The sequence below is a fragment of the Pseudomonas sp. GM74 genome (assembly GCF_000282455.1).
In the GTDB taxonomy this organism is placed as follows: domain Bacteria; phylum Pseudomonadota; class Gammaproteobacteria; order Pseudomonadales; family Pseudomonadaceae; genus Aquipseudomonas.
In genome coordinates, this window is sequence record NZ_AKJG01000118.1 from 24,353 (window position 1) to 42,969 (window position 18,617).

17 protein-coding genes are annotated in these 18,617 nt (G+C 60.6%); 13 read left to right on the forward strand and 4 right to left on the reverse strand.

Annotated features, from left to right (window positions below; all coding sequences use genetic code 11):
* Positions 1-50: 50 nt before the first annotated feature.
* Positions 51-1,253: a succinyldiaminopimelate transaminase gene (gene dapC, locus PMI34_RS05625; RefSeq protein ID WP_008052785.1), complete on the forward strand. Its 1,203-nt coding sequence runs from the start codon at positions 51-53 to the stop codon at positions 1,251-1,253.
* Between the two features lie 244 nt (positions 1,254-1,497).
* Complete coding sequence (locus tag PMI34_RS05620; protein ID WP_008052787.1) at positions 1,498-2,238, forward strand: M12 family metallopeptidase; 741 nt, start codon at positions 1,498-1,500, stop codon at positions 2,236-2,238.
* Positions 2,239-2,258: 20 nt separating this feature from the next.
* Here the strand turns inward: PMI34_RS05620 and PMI34_RS05615 are convergent, their stop codons facing one another.
* Positions 2,259-3,890: a Na+/H+ antiporter gene (locus tag PMI34_RS05615; RefSeq protein WP_008052789.1), complete on the reverse strand. Its 1,632-nt coding sequence runs from the start codon at positions 3,888-3,890 to the stop codon at positions 2,259-2,261.
* Between the two features lie 259 nt (positions 3,891-4,149).
* Between PMI34_RS05615 and PMI34_RS05610 the strand changes: the two genes are divergently transcribed.
* From PMI34_RS05610 to PMI34_RS05595, 4 genes are all read left to right on the forward strand, one after another.
* Complete coding sequence (locus tag PMI34_RS05610) at positions 4,150-4,458, forward strand: arsenate reductase (protein ID WP_238538813.1); 309 nt, start codon at positions 4,150-4,152, stop codon at positions 4,456-4,458.
* Between the two features lie 32 nt (positions 4,459-4,490).
* Complete coding sequence (gene dapD / locus PMI34_RS05605; RefSeq protein WP_008052793.1) at positions 4,491-5,525, forward strand: 2,3,4,5-tetrahydropyridine-2,6-dicarboxylate N-succinyltransferase; 1,035 nt, start codon at positions 4,491-4,493, stop codon at positions 5,523-5,525.
* 93 nt (positions 5,526-5,618) lie between these two features.
* Positions 5,619-6,824 (forward strand): aminotransferase class V-fold PLP-dependent enzyme, encoded by a 1,206-nt coding sequence (locus tag PMI34_RS05600; protein ID WP_008052794.1) that lies wholly within the window; start codon positions 5,619-5,621, stop codon positions 6,822-6,824.
* Complete coding sequence (locus tag PMI34_RS05595; protein WP_008052795.1) at positions 6,821-7,225, forward strand: SufE family protein; 405 nt, start codon at positions 6,821-6,823, stop codon at positions 7,223-7,225. The genes PMI34_RS05600 and PMI34_RS05595 overlap by 4 nt, the downstream gene beginning before the upstream one ends.
* Positions 7,226-7,328: 103 nt before the next feature.
* Here PMI34_RS05595 and tcdA read toward each other — a convergent pair whose 3' ends face one another.
* Positions 7,329-8,141 carry a tRNA cyclic N6-threonylcarbamoyladenosine(37) synthase TcdA gene (gene tcdA / locus PMI34_RS05590; protein WP_443216131.1) on the reverse strand — a complete coding sequence of 271 codons (813 nt, stop codon included), beginning with the start codon at positions 8,139-8,141 and terminating at the stop codon, positions 7,329-7,331.
* Between the two features lie 218 nt (positions 8,142-8,359).
* Between tcdA and PMI34_RS05585 the strand changes: the two genes are divergently transcribed.
* The 4 genes from PMI34_RS05585 (at position 8,360) to PMI34_RS05570 (ending at position 13,611) form a co-directional block, all read left to right on the forward strand.
* Positions 8,360-10,951 (forward strand): glycosyltransferase, encoded by a 2,592-nt coding sequence (locus PMI34_RS05585; protein ID WP_008052797.1) that lies wholly within the window; start codon positions 8,360-8,362, stop codon positions 10,949-10,951.
* Positions 10,952-11,196: 245 nt separating this feature from the next.
* Positions 11,197-12,348: a succinyl-diaminopimelate desuccinylase gene (gene dapE, locus PMI34_RS05580; RefSeq protein ID WP_008052798.1), complete on the forward strand. Its 1,152-nt coding sequence runs from the start codon at positions 11,197-11,199 to the stop codon at positions 12,346-12,348.
* Positions 12,348-13,157 (forward strand): putative RNA methyltransferase, encoded by an 810-nt coding sequence (locus tag PMI34_RS05575; protein ID WP_008052799.1) that lies wholly within the window; start codon positions 12,348-12,350, stop codon positions 13,155-13,157. Before dapE ends, PMI34_RS05575 begins: the two co-directional genes overlap by 1 nt.
* Positions 13,158-13,233: 76 nt before the next feature.
* On the forward strand, positions 13,234-13,611 hold the full coding sequence (locus tag PMI34_RS05570; RefSeq protein WP_008052800.1) for a hypothetical protein: 378 nt from the start codon (positions 13,234-13,236) through the stop codon (positions 13,609-13,611).
* 136 nt (positions 13,612-13,747) lie between these two features.
* Here the strand turns inward: PMI34_RS05570 and PMI34_RS05565 are convergent, their stop codons facing one another.
* On the reverse strand, positions 13,748-13,957 hold the full coding sequence (locus tag PMI34_RS05565; RefSeq protein WP_007954750.1) for a cold shock domain-containing protein: 210 nt from the start codon (positions 13,955-13,957) through the stop codon (positions 13,748-13,750).
* A 236-nt stretch (positions 13,958-14,193) separates the two neighbouring features.
* Between PMI34_RS05565 and plsB the strand changes: the two genes are divergently transcribed.
* The 3 genes from plsB (at position 14,194) to PMI34_RS05550 (ending at position 17,889) form a co-directional block, all read left to right on the forward strand.
* On the forward strand, positions 14,194-16,695 hold the full coding sequence (gene plsB / locus PMI34_RS05560) for a glycerol-3-phosphate 1-O-acyltransferase PlsB (protein WP_008052801.1): 2,502 nt from the start codon (positions 14,194-14,196) through the stop codon (positions 16,693-16,695).
* Between the two features lie 81 nt (positions 16,696-16,776).
* Positions 16,777-17,175 carry a YbaY family lipoprotein gene (locus tag PMI34_RS05555; protein WP_008052802.1) on the forward strand — a complete coding sequence of 133 codons (399 nt, stop codon included), beginning with the start codon at positions 16,777-16,779 and terminating at the stop codon, positions 17,173-17,175.
* A gap of 24 nt (positions 17,176-17,199) precedes the next feature.
* Positions 17,200-17,889, forward strand: a complete 690-nt coding sequence (locus tag PMI34_RS05550; protein WP_008052804.1) for a DUF4197 domain-containing protein — start codon at positions 17,200-17,202, stop codon at positions 17,887-17,889.
* Positions 17,890-17,955: 66 nt separating this feature from the next.
* Here the strand turns inward: PMI34_RS05550 and PMI34_RS05545 are convergent, their stop codons facing one another.
* Positions 17,956-18,231 carry a DUF6124 family protein gene (locus PMI34_RS05545; protein ID WP_008052805.1) on the reverse strand — a complete coding sequence of 92 codons (276 nt, stop codon included), beginning with the start codon at positions 18,229-18,231 and terminating at the stop codon, positions 17,956-17,958.
* Positions 18,232-18,617 lie beyond the last annotated feature (386 nt).

The window sequence follows — 18,617 nt, forward strand, 5'->3', positions numbered from 1 at the left end:
ACACACCGCTTTCGCGAGCAAGCCCGCTCCCACATTGAACGAGGCCCCCCATGAACAACGCTCTGTCCCAGCTCCAGCCCTACCCGTTCGAGAAACTCCGCGCCCTGCTCGGCAGCGTGACGCCCAACCCGGACAAACGTCCGATTGCGCTGTCCATCGGCGAGCCGAAACACCGTTCGCCGAGCTTTGTCGCCGAGGCCCTGGCCAGCAATCTGGAAAAAATGGCCGTGTACCCGACCACCCTCGGCATCCCGGAGCTGCGTGAAGCCATTGCTGCGTGGTGCGAACGTCGCTTCGATGTCCCAAAGGGCTGGATCGACCCGGCGCGCAACGTGCTGCCGGTCAACGGCACCCGCGAGGCCCTGTTCGCCTTCACCCAGACCGTGGTCAACCGTGGCGATGACGCGCTGGTGGTCAGTCCGAACCCGTTCTACCAGATCTACGAAGGCGCGGCCTTTCTCGCCGGCGCCAAGCCGCATTACCTGCCATGCCTGGACGAAAACGGCTTCAACCCGGACTTCGACGCGGTTTCTGCGGACATCTGGAAACGCTGCCAGATTCTGTTCCTGTGCTCGCCGGGCAACCCGACCGGTGCCCTGATCCCGGTCGAGACCCTGAAAAAGCTGATTGCCCTGGCCGATGAACACGATTTCGTGATCGCCGCGGACGAGTGCTACAGCGAACTGTATTTCGACGAGCAGACCCCGCCGCCGGGCCTGCTCAGCGCCTGCGCGGAACTGGGTCGCAAGGACTTCAAGCGCTGCGTGGTGTTCCACAGCCTGTCCAAGCGCTCGAACCTGCCAGGTCTGCGCTCTGGCTTTGTAGCCGGTGATGCCGACGTCCTCAAGGGCTTCCTGCTCTACCGCACCTACCACGGCTGCGCGATGCCGGTTCAGACGCAACTGGCCAGCGTTGCAGCGTGGAATGACGAAGTACACGTACGCGCCAACCGGGCGCTGTATCGCGAGAAGTTTGATGCTGTGCTGGAGATTCTGAAACCAGTCATGGATGTGCAGCGCCCAGATGGCAGCTTCTACCTATGGCCGAACGTTAAGGGTGATGATGCCGCGTTCTGTCGGAATCTGTTTGCCGAAGAACACGTGACGGTAGTGCCTGGCTCCTACCTGTCCCGTGAAGTGGATGGCGTCAACCCGGGCGCCGGACGAGTGCGCATGGCACTGGTTGCACCGCTGACGGAATGTGTCGAGGCAGCTGAACGCATTCGGGAATTTATCACCCACCATAGTTCTTAAAGTCCAATGCCCGCACGGCGCAATGCCGTGCGGCTGCACACAAATAAAAAGCAATACAAGCAACTTACCTTTAGCTTGCCACTTATTATATTAATACCCTATTCTTTTTAAGCGACCTGTAGTTCTTTTCAAAACAGACACGACTCGCTGCAACTCGAAACCTTCAACAATCCATCACCACCCGACTTATGATGCCTGCGCCATCGCGCAGGGCACCCAATTTAATTATAGGGACATTACCCATATGGACACCTTACATTTGTGCGGAGGGATAAACCCAGTCGACAACAAAGTCTCTTATGAGCTTGCCACCCAGGAAGACAACTCCAACAAGCCAAACCGCGTAAAGGGCGGAATAAACATACAAAGCATCGGCACGCACAGTAAATTCTGGGCTCAACATAGAACACTAAAGATAGGTTACTTCTCCAAACACACCCAACTCATGAAATTTATTGAAACCGCATTAAAGCTCTGGACACCCCATATCAACCTCAACATTAAATTCGTTGAAAAAGTCGAAGAAGCAGACATACGAATATCCTTTAGCAGCAAGACAAGCGGACACTGGTCATATGTTGGGACGGATGCATTGTCAGTACCCAGCAACCAGGCCACTATGCACTTCGACCTGAACGCAAAGTTTCTAACCGAGCATTGGATAGCCACTATTTTACACGAATTTGGTCATGCATTTGGTTTGGAACACGAGCATCAGCACCCAGAGGCCAACATCGACTGGAATACACCCGCGGTATATCGGGAATGCGAAAAACAATTAGGCTGGCCTAAAGAAAAGACTTACTTCAATATCTTTAAAAAAAACGACAAAAGCAAATCAACAACAGCCCCCTACGACCCGAAATCAATCATGCACTACGGCTTTTCCAAGGCTTTCATCTGGAACAAAATCGATATGCCGTTCAATTTCTCCCTAACAGAGAAAGACATCAATTTCATAAGCTCAATCTACCCCAAAAAATAAAGTCTTTAGCGCTCAGCCAGCTAATTAACCCTCCCTAACTTTGCTTCACTCAAATCCAGTTCCCCCAACACCTCACGCAACACGTCATCACCAATCTGGTGATGACGACTGAGGCTGTACAACTCCAGACGTTGTGCGCGCAGCGCCTTCAAGCGCAAACGCCGTTCCAGCAAGTCCATCTGGAACGCCAGGGCTTGCGCCTCGGCGGAATCATTGAACACCTCCAACTGGTGTCGGTACTCGGACATGATCCGCGCCTTGAGTTCGGCGGCCAGCGCGGACTGGGCGGCGTCCTGCGGGTTGACCTCTTCTGTCTCAAGCGCATGGATGGCCGCTTCGGCGGTCTTGCGCCAGGCGTCGCGCACTTCATTGCGTCGCTTGTCGTCCGGACTGGCCTCGATGCCGCGCAACAACAGTGGCAGCGCAATGCAGGCCGCAATCAACGACAGCAGAATCACCCCGGCGGCGATGAAAATCAGCAGGTCGCGCTCGGGAAACGCACTGGCCCCCATGAGCATCGGCACCGACATCACACCCGCCAGCGTCACCGCACCACGCACGCCGCCGACGGTCAGCAACCAGCAGGAACGCGCGCTGGGCACCCGTGTCAGCTCAGCTTTGCCGCGCCAGCGCCGCAGCAGAATTGACAGCCGCCAGATGCTCTGTACCCAAACGAACCGCAAAACCAGCAGCACCAGGAAAATCGCCACCACGTCCAGCCCGCGATACAGCAACGTCGGCCATAGCGAAGTTTCGTGGCTGGCCACCGCCTTGATGATGTCCGGCAACTGCAACCCCAACAGCAGGAAGATCAAACCGTTGAAGGCGAACTCCAGCAATGACCAGACACTTCGATTGAGCAATCGTGTGTTGGTCTGGCGCGGCAGCAGGTCGAGCCAGCTCTGCATCATCCCCGCCGCCACCGCTGACAGGATGCCTGACACCTCCATGCGCTCGGCCAGCACGTAGGCCGCAAACGGCAATAGCAACATGAACACCACGTGCGTCGCCGGATCATCCCAGCCCCGCGCGATCATCCACGCCCGCATACGACCGACCAGCCAGCTCAAGGCCACCCCGACGGTCAGCCCGCCCACCGCGACCAGTACAAACGTCAGGCTGGCATTGGCCAGCGAGAACACGCCGGTAACCGCTGCCACCAGGGCAAACTTGAACGTTACCAGGCCCGAGGCATCGTTCATCAGCGCCTCGCCCTGCAAGATGTGCATCAACGGGGCCGGCAGTCGATTGCGGGAAATGGCCGACACCGCCACCGCGTCCGTCGGTGACAGCACGGCCGCGAGGGCAAACGCCACCGGCAACGGCACACCAGGCAGCAGCCAATGAATGAAATACCCGGCGCCGACCACCGTGAACAGCACCAGGCCCACCGCCAGGGTCAGGATCGGGCCACGCAGGTGCCAGAATTCGCGCTTGGGCATGCGCCAGCCGTCGGAGAACAACAGTGGCGGCAGGAACAGAAACAGGAACAGTTCGGGATCGAGGGCTACATGCAGGCCGAGCGTCGGCCAGGCAAGCAGGGCACCGGCGGCAATCTGCACCAACGGCAACGGCAGCGGAACCACCCGTCCGATCAGGCGCGAAACGCCGACCAGCATCAACAGGATCAGGACGGTGTAGGCGGTTTGCATAAAGCGGGATTCTCAGGCAATCGACAGCATTGAAGTGCCATATTAGCCGCTTAGACTAACAGTGGCCCTTGCACCTATGTCGCACCCGGATCGCGCCAATCCCTGTGGGAACAAGCTAGCTCCCACAGGTTTTGCGTTTTAACTCAATGCCCATGGCATAATCCGTCACCTTTATATTTACGGCACCTGCAAAGGGGGCAATTCCTTGACCGTTTCAAGCAAAACGTTGCACCTTTTCGGCATCAAAGCCTGCGACACCATGAAAAAGGCGCGCACCTGGCTCGATGAACACGCTGTCAGCTATGACTTTCATGATTACAAAGCGGTCGGTATCGACCGTGAACACCTGACCCAATGGTGCAACGAGCACGGCTGGGAAGTGGTGTTGAACCGTGCAGGCACGACCTTTCGCAAGCTCGACGACGAACGCAAAGCCGATCTCGACCAGACGAAAGCCATCGAACTGATGCTCGCACAACCCTCGATGATCAAGCGCCCGGTGCTCGATCTCGGTGACCGAACCCTGATTGGCTTCAAGCCAGATATCTACGCGGCCGCGCTCAAGTAAGCAGCCCGTTCAATTTTGTTAGAGGTATACACATGTCCGCTACCCTGTTCAGCCTGGCCTTCGGCGTCGGCACTCAAAACCGTCAAGGCGCATGGCTGGAAGTGTTCTACGCCGCCCCGGTCCTCAAGCCATCGGCTGAAGTCCTGGCCGCTATCGCACCGATCCTGGGCTACACCGAAGGCAATCAGGCCATCGCGTTCAGTACCGCACAGGCCTCGCAACTGGCTGAAGCGCTCAAAGGCGTCGACGCTGCCCAGGCTGCACTGCTGACCCGCCTGGCCGAGAGCCACAAGCCGCTGGTCGCGACCCTGCTGGCTGAAGACACCCAGCTGTCGTCCACCCCTGAGGCCTACCTCAAGCTGCACCTGCTGAGCCATCGCCTGGTCAAGCCGCACGGCCTGAACCTGGCCGGGATCTTCCCGCTGCTGCCAAACGTGGCCTGGACCAGCCAGGGCGCGGTCGACCTGAGCGAACTGGCCGAACTGCAACTCGAAGCCCGCCTGCGCGGCGAGCTGCTGGAAGTGTTCTCTGTGGACAAATTCCCGAAAATGACCGACTACGTGGTTCCGGCCGGCGTGCGCATCGCTGATGCTGCGCGTCTGCGCCTGGGCGCTTACGTGGGCGAAGGCACCACCGTGATGCACGAAGGTTTCATCAACTTCAACGCCGGCACCGAAGGCCCGGGCATGATCGAAGGCCGCGTATCCGCTGGCGTATTCGTCGGCAAGGGTTCGGACCTGGGCGGCGGCTGCTCGACCATGGGCACCCTGTCGGGCGGCGGCAACATCGTGATCAAGGTCGGCGAAGGCTGCCTGATCGGCGCCAATGCCGGTATCGGTATTCCGTTGGGCGACCGCAACACCGTCGAGTCGGGCCTGTACCTGACCGCCGGCACCAAAGTCGCGCTGCTGGACGAGAACAATCAACTGGTCAAAGTGGTCAAGGCCCGTGATCTGGCCGGCCAGACCGACCTGCTGTTCCGTCGCAATTCGCAGACCGGTGCCGTGGAATGCAAAACCCACAAATCGGCCATCGAACTGAACGAAGCGCTGCACGCTCACAACTAAGCAGCACATTGACCACCTGTGGGAGCGGCGGTGCGACGATTCGACTTGCCCGCTCCCACAGGGTACGGCGTACCCTCACCAGGGCCCGATAACATGATGATTCTCTCTCCCTGGCGTGCCGATTTTCCGGCCATCGCCGCCCTGCAACGGCAAGACCAGACCTATCTGGACAACGCCGCCACCACGCAAAAACCTCAGGCCCTGCTCGATGCCCTCGCGCATTACTACGCCAACGGCGCGGCCAACGTACATCGGGCGCAACACTTGCCCGGCGCCCACGCCACCCAGGCATTCGAAGACAGTCGCCGCAAAGTCGCGCAATGGCTCAATGCCGGCGATAGCGGGCAGATCATCTTTACCCACGGCGCGACGTCCGCGCTGAATCTCCTGGCCTATGGCCTTGAACATCTTTTCAATCCGGGCGACGAGATTGTCATCAGCGCCCTGGAGCATCACGCCAACCTGCTGCCGTGGCAGCAACTGGCGCACCGTCGCGAGCTGAAACTGGTGATCCTGCCGCTGGATGCCGACGGCGTGATCGACCTTGAAGCCGCCGCCGGTTTGATCAGTCCACGCACGCGTCTGTTGGCCGTCAGCCAGTTGTCCAACGTGATTGGCGCATGGCAGCCACTGCCTGAATTACTGGCATTGGCCAAGGCGCACAACGCCCTGACCGTGATCGATGGTGCCCAGGGCGTGGTCCATGGCCGCCACGACGTGCAAGCGCTGGGCTGCGATTTTTATGTGTTCTCCAGCCACAAGCTTTACGGCCCCGATGGCCTGGGCGTGTTGTTCGGGCGCCATACGGCGCTGAAACAACTGCGTCCCTGGCAATTCGGCGGCGAAATGGTGCTCGATGCCAATTACCACGACGCACGCTTTCGCCCGGCACCGCTGGGCTTCGAGGCCGGGACGCCGCCAATTGCCAGCGTGATCGGCCTGGGAGCGACCCTGGACTATCTCGCCGGGCTCGATCAGGACGCCGTGTCCGCCCATGAAGCGGCGCTGCATGCCTGTCTGCTCAAGGGCCTGGAGGCGCGCAACGGCATTCGCCTGCTGGGCAAGCCGCAAGTGGCGCTGGCCAGTTTCACCGTCGAGGGTGTGCATAACTCCGATCTCGCGCATTTGCTGACCGAACAAGGGATCGCAGTGCGTGCCGGCCATCACTGTGCGATGCCGCTACTCAAACGCTTCGAACTGGCCGGAGCGATTCGGGTGTCGTTGGCGCTGTACAACGATTCCGAAGACCTGGAGCGGTTCTTTGAAGCCCTGGATCAGGCGCTGGAGCTATTGCGATGAACCTGCCCGCCGACGCCGTGACGGCACTGGACACCTTTCAGAAAGCCGCCGGCTGGGAACAACGCGCACGCCTGCTGATGCAATGGGGCGAGCGCCTGCCGGCGTTGAGTGATGCACAGATGTGCGATACCAACCGGGTGCACGGCTGTGAAAGCCAGGTGTGGCTGGTGGGCGAATTGCGCGATCGCCACTGGCAATTCAGCGCCAACAGCGATGCGCGGTTGATTCGCGGGTTGGTGGCGTTGCTGCTGGCGCGGGTCAACGGCTTGTCCGCGGCTGAGTTGCAGCAGGTGGATCTGCCGGACTGGTTCAATCAGCTTGGGTTGGGGCGGCAGTTGTCTGAATCCCGTAGTAATGGCTTGAATGCGGTGCTTCAGCGGATGCGGGAGTTGGCGCAGTAACGGGGCCGCTTCGCAGCCCATCGCGAGCAAGCTCGCTCCCACAGGGGTATGCATTCCAAATGTGGGAGCGGGCTTGCTCGCGAAGAGGCCATCAGCAGCAACCTCAATCTTGAGGCTTGACCCGCTCCGCCGGCCGCCGCACACCCGCCACAATCTTGTCCACAGCCTTGGTCGCCGCGACCATGCCGAACGTCGCCGTCACCATCATCACTGCGCCAAACCCGCCGGCACAGTCGAGCTTCACCCCGTCACCGACAAAACTCTTCTGCAGGCAAATGCTGCCGTCCGGTTTCGGGTAGCGCAGTTGTTCGGTGGAAAACACGCACGGCACGCTGTAATGGCGGGTCACGGTGCGTGAGAAGCCGTAGTCGCGGCGCAGCGTGGAACGCACTTTCGAAGCCAATGGGTCATTGAACGTGCGGTTGAGGTCGCAAACCTGAATCAGCGTCGGATCGATCTGCCCGCCCGCGCCGCCGGTGGTGATGATCTGGATCTTGCGCCGCTTGCACCAGGCGATCAGCGCGGCCTTGGCGTTGACGCTGTCGATGCAGTCGATCACACAATCGATGTTCGGCGTGATGTACTCGGCCATGGTCTCGCGGGTGACGAAGTCAGGCACAGCGTGCACCGTGCATTCCGGGTTGATCCCGCGCAGACGCTCGGCCATCACCTCGACCTTGGGCTTGCCCACAGTGCTGTCCAGCGCGTGCAACTGGCGGTTGGCATTGCTGACGCAGACGTCGTCCAGATCGAACAGCGAAATCTCGCCCACGCCACAACGGGCCATGGCTTCCGCCGCCCAGGAGCCGACACCACCGACGCCGACGATCGCCACATGGGCCGCGCGCAGACGCTCAAGGCCTTCGATGCCATACAAACGGGCGATGCCAGCAAACCGCGGATCTTCTGTACTCATGACCATTACCCCAAAAACCGGCGCGCATTATAGGGCTACGCAGCTACAAGTTTTAAGCTTCAAGCTGCAAGTGTAAGAACTTATGTGAAAGTTAACTGCCCAATGTCCGGCAATTCCCTGTCCGCTGTACGACCAGAGAATGCCCGGTGTAGGATGCGCGCCCCTTGGCGACCGCCAACCGTTCCTTCGTTCCACAGTCTTTGGAACCCGAAATAACTATGTCATCGCGTAAATTTGGACTCAACCTGGTCGTGGTGCTCGCCATCGCTGCCTTGTTTACCGGCTTCTGGGCGCTGATCAACCGCCCGGTCACCGCCCCCAACTGGCCTGAACAGATCTCCGGCTTCTCGTACTCGCCATTCCAGCAGGGCCAGTTCCCGCAGAAGGACCAGTACCCGACCGACGATCAAATGCGTCGCGACCTGGAGATCATGAGCAAGCTGACGGACAACATCCGCATCTACTCGGTCGATGGCACGCTGCAAAACATCCCGAAGCTGGCGGAAGAGTTCGGCTTGCGGGTGACCCTGGGGATCTGGATCAGCCCGGACCAGGAACGCAACGAACGGGAAATCACCCGCGCCATTGAAATCGCCAACTCCTCGCGCAGCGTGGTTCGCGTGGTGGTCGGCAACGAAGCGATTTACCGCAAGGAAATCACCGCCCAGGAACTCAGCGTCATGCTCGATCGCGTGCGCGCTGCCGTGAAAGTGCCGGTGACCACGTCCGAACAGTGGCACGTGTGGGAAGAACATCCGGAACTGGCCAAGCACGTCGACCTGATCGCCGCGCACATCCTGCCTTACTGGGAGTTCGTCCCGATGGACAAGGCCGGGCAGTTCGTCCTCGACCGCGCCCGCGACCTGAAAAAGATGTTCCCGAAAAAACCACTGCTGCTGTCCGAGGTGGGCTGGCCGAGCAACGGCCGCATGCGCGGTGGCGCCGATGCCTCCCCGGCGGACCAGGCGATCTACCTGCGAACCCTGGTCAACAAGCTCAACCGCCAGGGCTTCAACTACTTCGTGATCGAAGCGTTTGACCAGCCGTGGAAAGCCAGCGACGAAGGCTCCGTCGGTGCCTACTGGGGCGTGTTCAACGCCGCGCGCCAGCAGAAATTCAACTTCGAAGGCCCGGTGGTGGCGATTCCGCAATGGCGCGTATTGGCCATTGGCTCGGTGGTATTGGCGCTGTTGTCGCTGACCCTGCTGATGATCGACGGCTCGGCCCTGCGCCAGCGTGGCCGTACCTTCCTGACCTTCATTGCGTTCCTGTGTGGTTCGGTGCTGGTGTGGATCGGTTACGACTACAGCCAGCAATACAGCACCTGGTTCAGCCTGACGGTGGGCTTCTTGCTCGCCCTCGGTGCGCTCGGGGTGTTTATCGTGCTGCTGACCGAAGCCCATGAACTGGCCGAAGCGGTGTGGGTGCACAAGCGCCGGCGCGAGTTCCTGCCGGTGGAAGGCGACTCCAGCTACCGTCCGAAAGTGTCGATCCATGTGCCCTGCTACAACGAGCCGCCGGAGATGGTCAAACAGACCCTCAACGCCCTGGCCAACCTCGACTATCCGGACTTCGAAGTCCTGATCATCGACAACAACACCAAGGACCCGGCGGTCTGGGAACCGGTGCGCGATTACTGCGCAACCCTCGGCCCGCGCTTCAAGTTCTTCCACGTGGCACCGCTGGCCGGCTTCAAGGGCGGCGCGCTGAACTACCTGATCCCGCACACCGCCAAGGATGCCGAAGTGATCGCGGTGATCGACTCCGATTACTGCGTGCACCCGAACTGGCTCAAGCACATGGTGCCGCACTTCGCCGACCCGAAAATCGCCGTGGTGCAATCGCCGCAGGATTATCGCGACCAGAACGAAAGCACCTTCAAGAAGCTCTGCTACGCGGAATACAAAGGCTTCTTCCACATCGGCATGGTGACCCGCAACGACCGCGACGCGATCATCCAGCACGGCACCATGACCATGACCCGCCGCTCGGTGCTCGAAGAACTGGGCTGGGCCGACTGGTGCATCTGTGAAGACGCCGAGCTGGGCCTGCGGGTATTCGAAAAAGGCTTGTCGGCGGCGTATTACCACACCAGCTACGGCAAAGGCCTGATGCCCGATACCTTCATCGACTTCAAGAAACAGCGTTTCCGCTGGGCCTACGGAGCGATTCAAATCATCAAGCGCCACACCGCCAGCCTGCTGCGCGGCAAGGACACCGAGCTGACCCGTGGCCAGCGCTACCACTTCCTCGCGGGCTGGTTGCCGTGGGTGGCGGACGGCATGAACATCTTCTTCACCGTCGGCGCGCTGTTGTGGTCGGCGGCGATGATCATCGTGCCGCACCGGGTCGATCCGCCGCTGCTGATCTTCGCAATCCCGCCATTGGCGCTGTTCGTGTTCAAGGTCGCCAAGATCATCTTCCTCTACCGTCGTGCGGTTGGAGTGAACTTGAAGGATGCCTTCTGCGCGGCGCTGGCCGGTCTGGCGCTGTCCCACACCATCGCCAAAGCGGTGCTGTACGGCTTCTTCACCAGCAGCATTCCGTTCTTCCGGACGCCGAAAAACGCCGATAACCACGGCTTCTGGGTGGCGATTTCCGAAGCCCGGGAAGAGATGTTCATCATGCTGCTGTTGTGGGGCGCGGCGCTGGGGATCTTCCTGGTGCAGGGCCTGCCGAGCAACGACATGCGCTTCTGGGTCACCATGCTGCTGGTGCAGTCGCTGCCATACGTGGCGGCGCTGATCATGGCGTTCCTGTCGTCGCTACCGAAACCGGCCGCCGAGCCTGAAACGGCACCAGCGGTCTAAATCTCTGCGGATGTACTAAACGGCGGCCAATGGTCGCCGTTTTGCTTTAAGATAACCGCCATTTTGCGGGGCTTGGCCCTATCCCTGTGGGAGCGGGCTTGCTCTGGGCGGCATTCCGACGAATGCTTTGTAACAGTCGAGGAGTATGTTGACTGACACACCGCATTCGCGAGCAAGTCGAAGCGTCGAACCGCCGCTCCCACATTAAAAGCCCAAGCCCATATCTCATGATTCCGGAGTTTTCCATGACGGCCCACGCCGACCTTTCGCCGACCCTCCAACTCGCCATCGACCTGATCCGCCGTCCGTCCGTGACGCCGATCGACGCCGATTGCCAGAAGCAGATGATGCAGCGCCTGGGCGATGCCGGTTTCACCCTGGAACCGATGCGCATCGAAGATGTGGATAACTTCTGGGCCACCCACGGCCAGAACGACGGTCCGGTGCTGTGCTTCGCCGGCCACACCGACGTGGTCCCGACCGGCCCGGTGGCGGCCTGGCAGATCGAGCCGTTCAACGCACTGATCGATGAACACGGCATGCTCTGCGGCCGTGGCGCCGCCGACATGAAAGGCAGCCTCGCCGCCATGACCGTCGCCTCCGAGCGTTTTGTCGCCGACTACCCGAATCACAAGGGCAAAGTCGCGTTCCTGATCACCAGCGACGAAGAAGGCCCGGCGCACCACGGCACCAAGGCGGTGGTTGAACGCCTGGCCGCACGCAAGGAGCGTCTGGACTGGTGCATCGTCGGCGAGCCTTCGAGCACCACCCTGGTGGGTGACGTGGTCAAGAACGGCCGTCGCGGCTCCCTTGGCGCCAAGCTGACCGTGCGCGGCGTGCAAGGTCACGTGGCCTATCCGCACCTGGCGAAGAACCCGATCCACCTCGCCGCCCCGGCCCTGGCCGAACTGGCTGCCGAGCACTGGGACCACGGCAACGATTTCTTCCCGCCGACCAGTTTCCAGATCTCCAACGTCAATTCCGGCACCGGCGCGACCAACGTGATCCCGGGTGACCTGGTGGCGGTGTTCAACTTCCGTTTCTCCACCGAGTCGACAGTCGAAGGCCTGCAAAAACGCGTGGCGGACATCCTCGACAAGCATGGCCTGGACTGGCACATCGACTGGGCGCTGTCCGGCCTGCCGTTCCTCACCGAACCGGGCGCGCTGCTCGACGCAGTGTCGGCGAGTATCAAGGACATCACTGGTCGTGAAACCAAGGCGTCCACCAGCGGTGGTACCTCCGATGGTCGCTTCATCGCGACCATGGGCACCCAAGTGGTTGAACTGGGCCCGGTCAACGCGACCATCCACCAGGTCAACGAGCGGGTGCTGGCAGCCGATCTCGACGTGCTGACCGAAATCTACTACCAGACCCTGATCAAGTTGCTCGCCTGATGCTTGCGTGCCCGATCTGCAGTGAGCCGCTCAATGCGGTGGACAATGGCGTGGCCTGCCCCGCCGGGCATCGTTTCGACCGCGCGCGCCAGGGTTACTTGAACCTGTTGCCGGTGCAGCACAAAAACAGCCGCGACCCTGGGGATAACCAGGCGATGGTCGAAGCCCGCCGAGACTTTTTGAACGCCGGGCACTACGCCCCGGTGGCCAAGCGTCTGGCGCAGCTGGCTGCTGGTTATGCACCCCGGCGCTGGCTGGACATCGGCTGTGGCGAGGGTTATTACACCGCGCAAATCGCCGAGGCTTTGCCGGATGCCGAAGGTTATGCCCTGGACATCTCCCGCGAAGCGGTCAAACGCGCCTGCAAACGCAACCCGCAGCTCACCTGGTTGATCGCCAGCATGGCGCGGGTGCCGTTGGCCTCCGGCAGTTGCCAGTTCCTCGCCAGCGTCTTCAGCCCGCTGGACTGGGAAGAAGCCAAACGTCTGCTCAGCGTCGGCGGCGGCCTGATGAAAGTCGGACCGACCAGCGGCCACCTGATGGAGTTGCGTGAACGGCTGTACGACGAAGTGCGCGAGTACATTGACGACAAGCATCTGGACCTGGTGCCCGAAGGCATGGCACTGGCGCACAGCGAGACGCTGACGTTCAAGCTGACGCTGGACAAGCCTCAGGACCGCGCCAACCTGCTAGCGATGACACCCCACGGCTGGCGTGCCAGTGCCGAGCGTCGTGCAGCGGTGATCGAACAGGCCGAGCCGTTCGAGACCACCGTGTCGATGCGCTACGATTATTTCGTTCTTCAATAACCTTTTGGTCTCGGGCGAGTGCCCGAGACCGGCTAAATCCGCGAATGGATTTTTCAGACCCGCAGTGAGGACATCCATGCGCCAACCCGATATCGAGATTTACCTGAAAGACGCCGACGTCGACCACAAGGCCATTTCCGCCTGGCTCGGCGCGGCATTGGGCCCGTGCACCGATTGGGTCCAGAAGGGCCAGACCTACAAGTGCAAGGCCGGCAATGTGCCAGTGACCTGGCTGCCAAAAGCCGTCGGCAAGTGGAACAGCCTGTACCTGGAAAGCGACCAGACCCCGTGGGACGACGACATCGCCTGCGCCCGCGCCGCGTTTGCCGCGCTGAACGTGGAAGTGCGTTGCGCACCGGGCACCTGGGTCGAGGAAGAAGGTGAAGAGACTGCCGATCGCTGGATTCGCATCAGCGTTGATGGTGAAGAAGAGATCACCTGGAAAACGGCGTAAAAGCCTACACACCGAACCTGTGGGAGCGAGCTTGCTCGCGATGAGGCCCTTTCAGTCAACATCAATGTTGAATGTCAGCCCGCTATCGCGAGCAAGCTCGCTCCCACAGTATTTTTGGGTGTTCTGAAGATTTTGGTTACAGACCTACAACATCCTCAGCCTGCAACCCCTTCTGCCCTTCCACCACCGCGTATTCAACCTGCTGGCCTTCGGTCAGCGAACGGTGGCCTTCACCGCGAATCGCGCGGTAGTGCACGAACACGTCCACCCCGTCCTCGCGCTGAATGAAGCCGTAGCCCTTGGCGTCGTTGAACCACTTCACATTGCCGGTTTCGCGTGTTGCCATTTGTTCATACTCCCTTTTTATTATTGATCGGGCTTTTCGCAGGAAAGCCTCGGGAACGTCAGCCTGCGCATACCGGTCCCATGAGGGCAACGGCGACAGAGCGCCGAGTATATGACAGACGCTGAAACTCTCAATAGCAGTTTACTTCGCCGCTTTTTTGCCGATTTTCGACGAATCCGGCACACTACCCAGCGCCCGAGCAAACGCTCGGTTTTATTCACTTATGCAGAAGCCGTATGACCCGTTCCCCGTTCCGCCGTCTTGTGTTTGGCACCCTGCGCCGACTGTTGTACCTCTGGGTTCGCTCCGAGACGATCAACCAGTCGTCGTTCACCCTCAACCTCGACCGCAGTCGTCCGGTGTTCTACGTCCTGCAAAACCCTTCGCTGACCGACCTCGCCGTGGTCGACACCGAGTGCAGCAAGGCCGGCCTGCCACGCCCGGTACTGCCGGTATCGGTGGGCAACCTGCTGGAACCGGCCGCGTTCTTCTACCTGACGCCCGACCCGGACTGGCTCGGCCGCCAGGACAAGCGCGGCGCACCGCCGACACTGACCCGCCTGGTCAGCGCCCTGAGCCAGAACGCCGCCGAAGACGCGCAGATCATTCCGGTCAGCGTGTTCTGGGGCCAGTCGCCGGACAGCGAAAACAGCCCGTGGAAACTCCTGTTCGCCGACAGCTGGGCGGTTACCGGGCGCCTGCGGCGCTTGCTGAGCGTCATCGTGCTGGGACGCAAGACCCGCGTGCAGTTCTCCGCGCCGATCCACCTGCGCGAACTGATCGAGCACAACAAGGGCCACGAGCGCACCGTGCGCATGGCCCAGCGCATCCTGCGGGTGCATTTCCGCAACCTGAAGGCGGCGGTGATCGGCCCGGACATCTCCCACCGCCGTAACCTGGTCAAAGGCCTGCTCAACCAGCCACAGGTCAAACAAGCGATCCTCGACGAAGCCGAGCGCGAGAACATCTCGCCGGAGAAAGCCAAGGCCCAGGCGCTGCGCTACGGCAACGAAATCGCCTCGGACTACACCTACACTGCGATCCGTTTTATGGAAGTGGTGCTGAGCTGGTTCTGGAACAAGATCTACGACGGCATCAAGGTCAACCACATCGAAGGCGTGCAGAAGGTCGCCCAAGGTCACGAAGTGATCTACGTGCCGTGCCACCGCAGCCACATCGACTATCTGCTGCTGTCCTACCTGCTGTTCCGTAACGGCCTGACCCCGCCGCACATTGCCGCCGGGATCAACCTGAACATGCCGGTGATCGGCGGCCTGCTGCGTCGCGGCGGCGCCTTCTTCATGCGCCGAACGTTCAAGGGCAACCCGCTCTACACCTCGGTGTTCAACGAATACCTGCACACCCTGTTCACCAAGGGTTTTCCGGTGGAATACTTCGTCGAAGGCGGCCGTTCGCGCACCGGGCGCATGCTGCAACCGAAGACCGGGATGCTGGCGATCACCCTGCGCAGTTTCCTGCGTTCGTCGCGCATGCCCATCGTCTTCGTGCCGGTGTACATCGGCTACGAGCGCGTGCTGGAAGGCCGGACTTACCTCGGCGAATTGCGCGGTGCGGCCAAGAAGAAGGAGTCGATTTTCGATATTTTCAAAGTCATCGGCGCGCTCAAACAGCGCTTCGGCCAGGTGGCGGTGAACTTCGGCGAGCCGATCAAACTGGCGGAATTCCTCGACGGCGAACAACCGGACTGGCGTCAACAGGAACTCGGCCCGCAATTCAGACCCGCCTGGCTCAACGAAACCACCAACCGCCTCGGCGAGAAGGTCGCCCGGCATCTGAACGAAGCGGCGGCGATCAACCCGGTCAACCTCGTTGCCCTGGCCCTGCTGTCCACCAGCCGCCTGGCCCTGGACGACCGCGCCATGGCACGGGTGCTCGATCTGTACCTGGCGCTGTTGCGCAAGGTGCCGTACTCGCCGCACACCACCCTGCCGGAAGGCGATGGCCGGGCGCTGATCGAGCACGTGAAGGACATGGACCTGCTGTCCGAACAGAGCGATGCCCTGGGCAAGATCCTGTATCTGGACGAACAGAACGCCGTCCTGATGACCTACTACCGCAACAACGTGCTGCACATCTTCGCGCTGCCGGCGCTGCTGGCGAGCTTCTTCCAGAGCGCCTCGCGCATGAGCCGCGAACAGATCCTGCGCTACACCCGCGCGCTGTATCCCTACCTGCAAGCGGAACTGTTCATTCGCTGGTCGCTGGACGAACTGGATGGGGTGATCGACCAATGGCTTGAGGCATTCGTCGAGCAAGGCCTGCTGCGTTTCGAGAACAACGTGTACCTGCGCCCGGCGCCAAGCTCGCGGCATTTCGTGCTGTTGACGCTGCTATCGAAAAGCATCGCCCAGACCCTGCAGCGCTTCTACATGACCGTGTCACTGCTGCTCAACAGCGGCCAGAACAGCATCAGCGCCGAAGAACTGGAAGACCTGTGCACGGTCATGGCCCAGCGCCTGTCGATCCTGCACGGCCTGAACGCCCCGGAATTCTTCGACAAGAGCCTGTTCCGCCACTTCATCCAGACCATGCTCGACCTCGACGTGCTCAAGCGCGATGAAGCGGGCAAGTTGAGCTACCACGAACTGCTCGGTGAACTGGCCGAAGGCGCGGCCAAGCGCGTATTACCGGCGGAGATTCGTTTGTCGATCCGTCAGGTGGCGCTGCATCGCAGTGAAGATGCGGCGGATCAAGCGGTCCCGGCGCCACAGGCCTGATGCAGAACCTGTGGGAGCGGGCTTGCTCCCACATCTACAGGCGCCAGGCTGCTTCCGGCGCCTTCGATACGGAGATCTCCGATGAAAAAACTCTCTATCCTGGCAATGAGCACCCTGCTCGGTGCCTGTCAGTCGATTCAACCTGCGGCGAAAACCAGCCTCGACGGTGAAGTCTTCTACCTGCAACGCAGCGCCCTGCCGCCCACCGCCACCCTGAGCGTCAGCTTGCAGGACGTGTCTCTGGCCGACGCACCGGCCATTGTCCTCGACGAACAGAACGGCCCGGTCAAAGGCCAAGTGCCGCTACCGTTCCATCTGAGTTACGATCCGGCACAGGTCAAACCGGGTCATCGTTACTCAGTCAGCGCGCGTATCGAAGTCGACGGCAAGCTGATGTTCATTACCACCGAAAATCACGCTGTACGCCTGGACGGCACCGATCCACAACCGCTGAAGGTCCGCGTTGACGCGGCCCGCTAAATACCTTTGAAAAAGGAAGTTGCCATGCTCCGCCCTACCCTCCGCTTTGCCGGCCTGTGCGCTGGCTTGATGATCTGTGCCAACACCCTGGCACTGTCCCTCACCGACCTGTCGCAGAAAGACGCCACCGGTGGGCTCAAGGACGCACTGACCCAAGGCGCGCAACTGGCCGTAAAACAACTGGGTACCCCGGGTGGGTTCAGCAACAACCCGGAGGTGAAAATCGAACTGCCGGGCAAACTGGGCAAGGTCGCCAGCAAAATGAAACAGTTCGGCATGGGTGACCAGGTCGATGAACTGGAAGCCAGCATGAACAAGGCCGCCGAAACCGCCGTGACCCAGGCCCAGCCAATCCTCGTCGATGCCGTGAAGAAAATGACCGTGGAAGATGCCAAGGGCATCCTCAGCGGCGGCAACGACTCGGCCACCCAATACCTGAACAAGACCAGCCGCGAGCAGATCCGCGCCAAGTTCCTGCCGATCGTCAAGCAAGCCACCGACAAGGTTGGCCTGGCCCAGCAGTACAACTCGTTCGCAGGGCAAGCGGCGACCATGGGCGTAGTGGATGCGAAAAACGCCAACGTCGAAAATTACGTCACCGAGCAGGCGCTTAACGGCTTGTTCGAAATGATCGGCAAACAGGAAGAAACCATCCGCCAGAACCCGGAGGCTGCGGCGACCAGTTTGGCGAAGAAGGTGTTTGGGACCTTGTAACTTTTAGCTGACGGCAACAACCGAAGCCCGCTGACCTTCAAAGGTTCAGCGGGCTTTTTCGTTGTGCTATCGAGGCGAATCCAATTGATCCAGCACGCGATTCACCGATAGCTGCGCCAAGACAATCATCTGCTGAATGCCGAGTGTCAGATTGCAGGTTGGGCCGGTCAGGATGGACGACAGTTCGGTTGCCATTACATTGGCTGAAGCGAGAGTTTCATAGGCATGGACCAGCAGGGTTTCGGAATCGACGCCTGGGTGGATGGTGAAAATTGGGCAGGGGCGGCGTGACGCTTGTTTTTCGGACTCAGAGGCGGAGGGATCTGGACTGTCATTGATCATTGCGAAGCTCCCAAAGTTGGCGCCTAACAAACTATTGGCGGGCTTGCAGTCCCGGTCGCTGAATTGGCAGCGACCGTCAGAGGCTAGTGATCGTGCTTCCGACAGGCAACCTGAAAGTCTTGTGGGAATGGTCTGAATGGTTGGCTTGGGCGATAAACGTTGTTGACTGTCAGTACGCCTTCGCGGGCAAGCCCGCTCCCACAGGGATGGTGGGCATCCGAGAGAATCAGGTCGGCTGACAGGCCGCCATCGCTGGCAAGCTCCCACAGAACAGCAGAGTTGCGAACACCCGCTTCTCACCACTCATCAGGTCGAGCGTTAGCTCGCCTGCAGCTCTTGATCTTGATCTACCCGCCCCCTCGGCAGGCTGAGTGGAGGTGTTCATC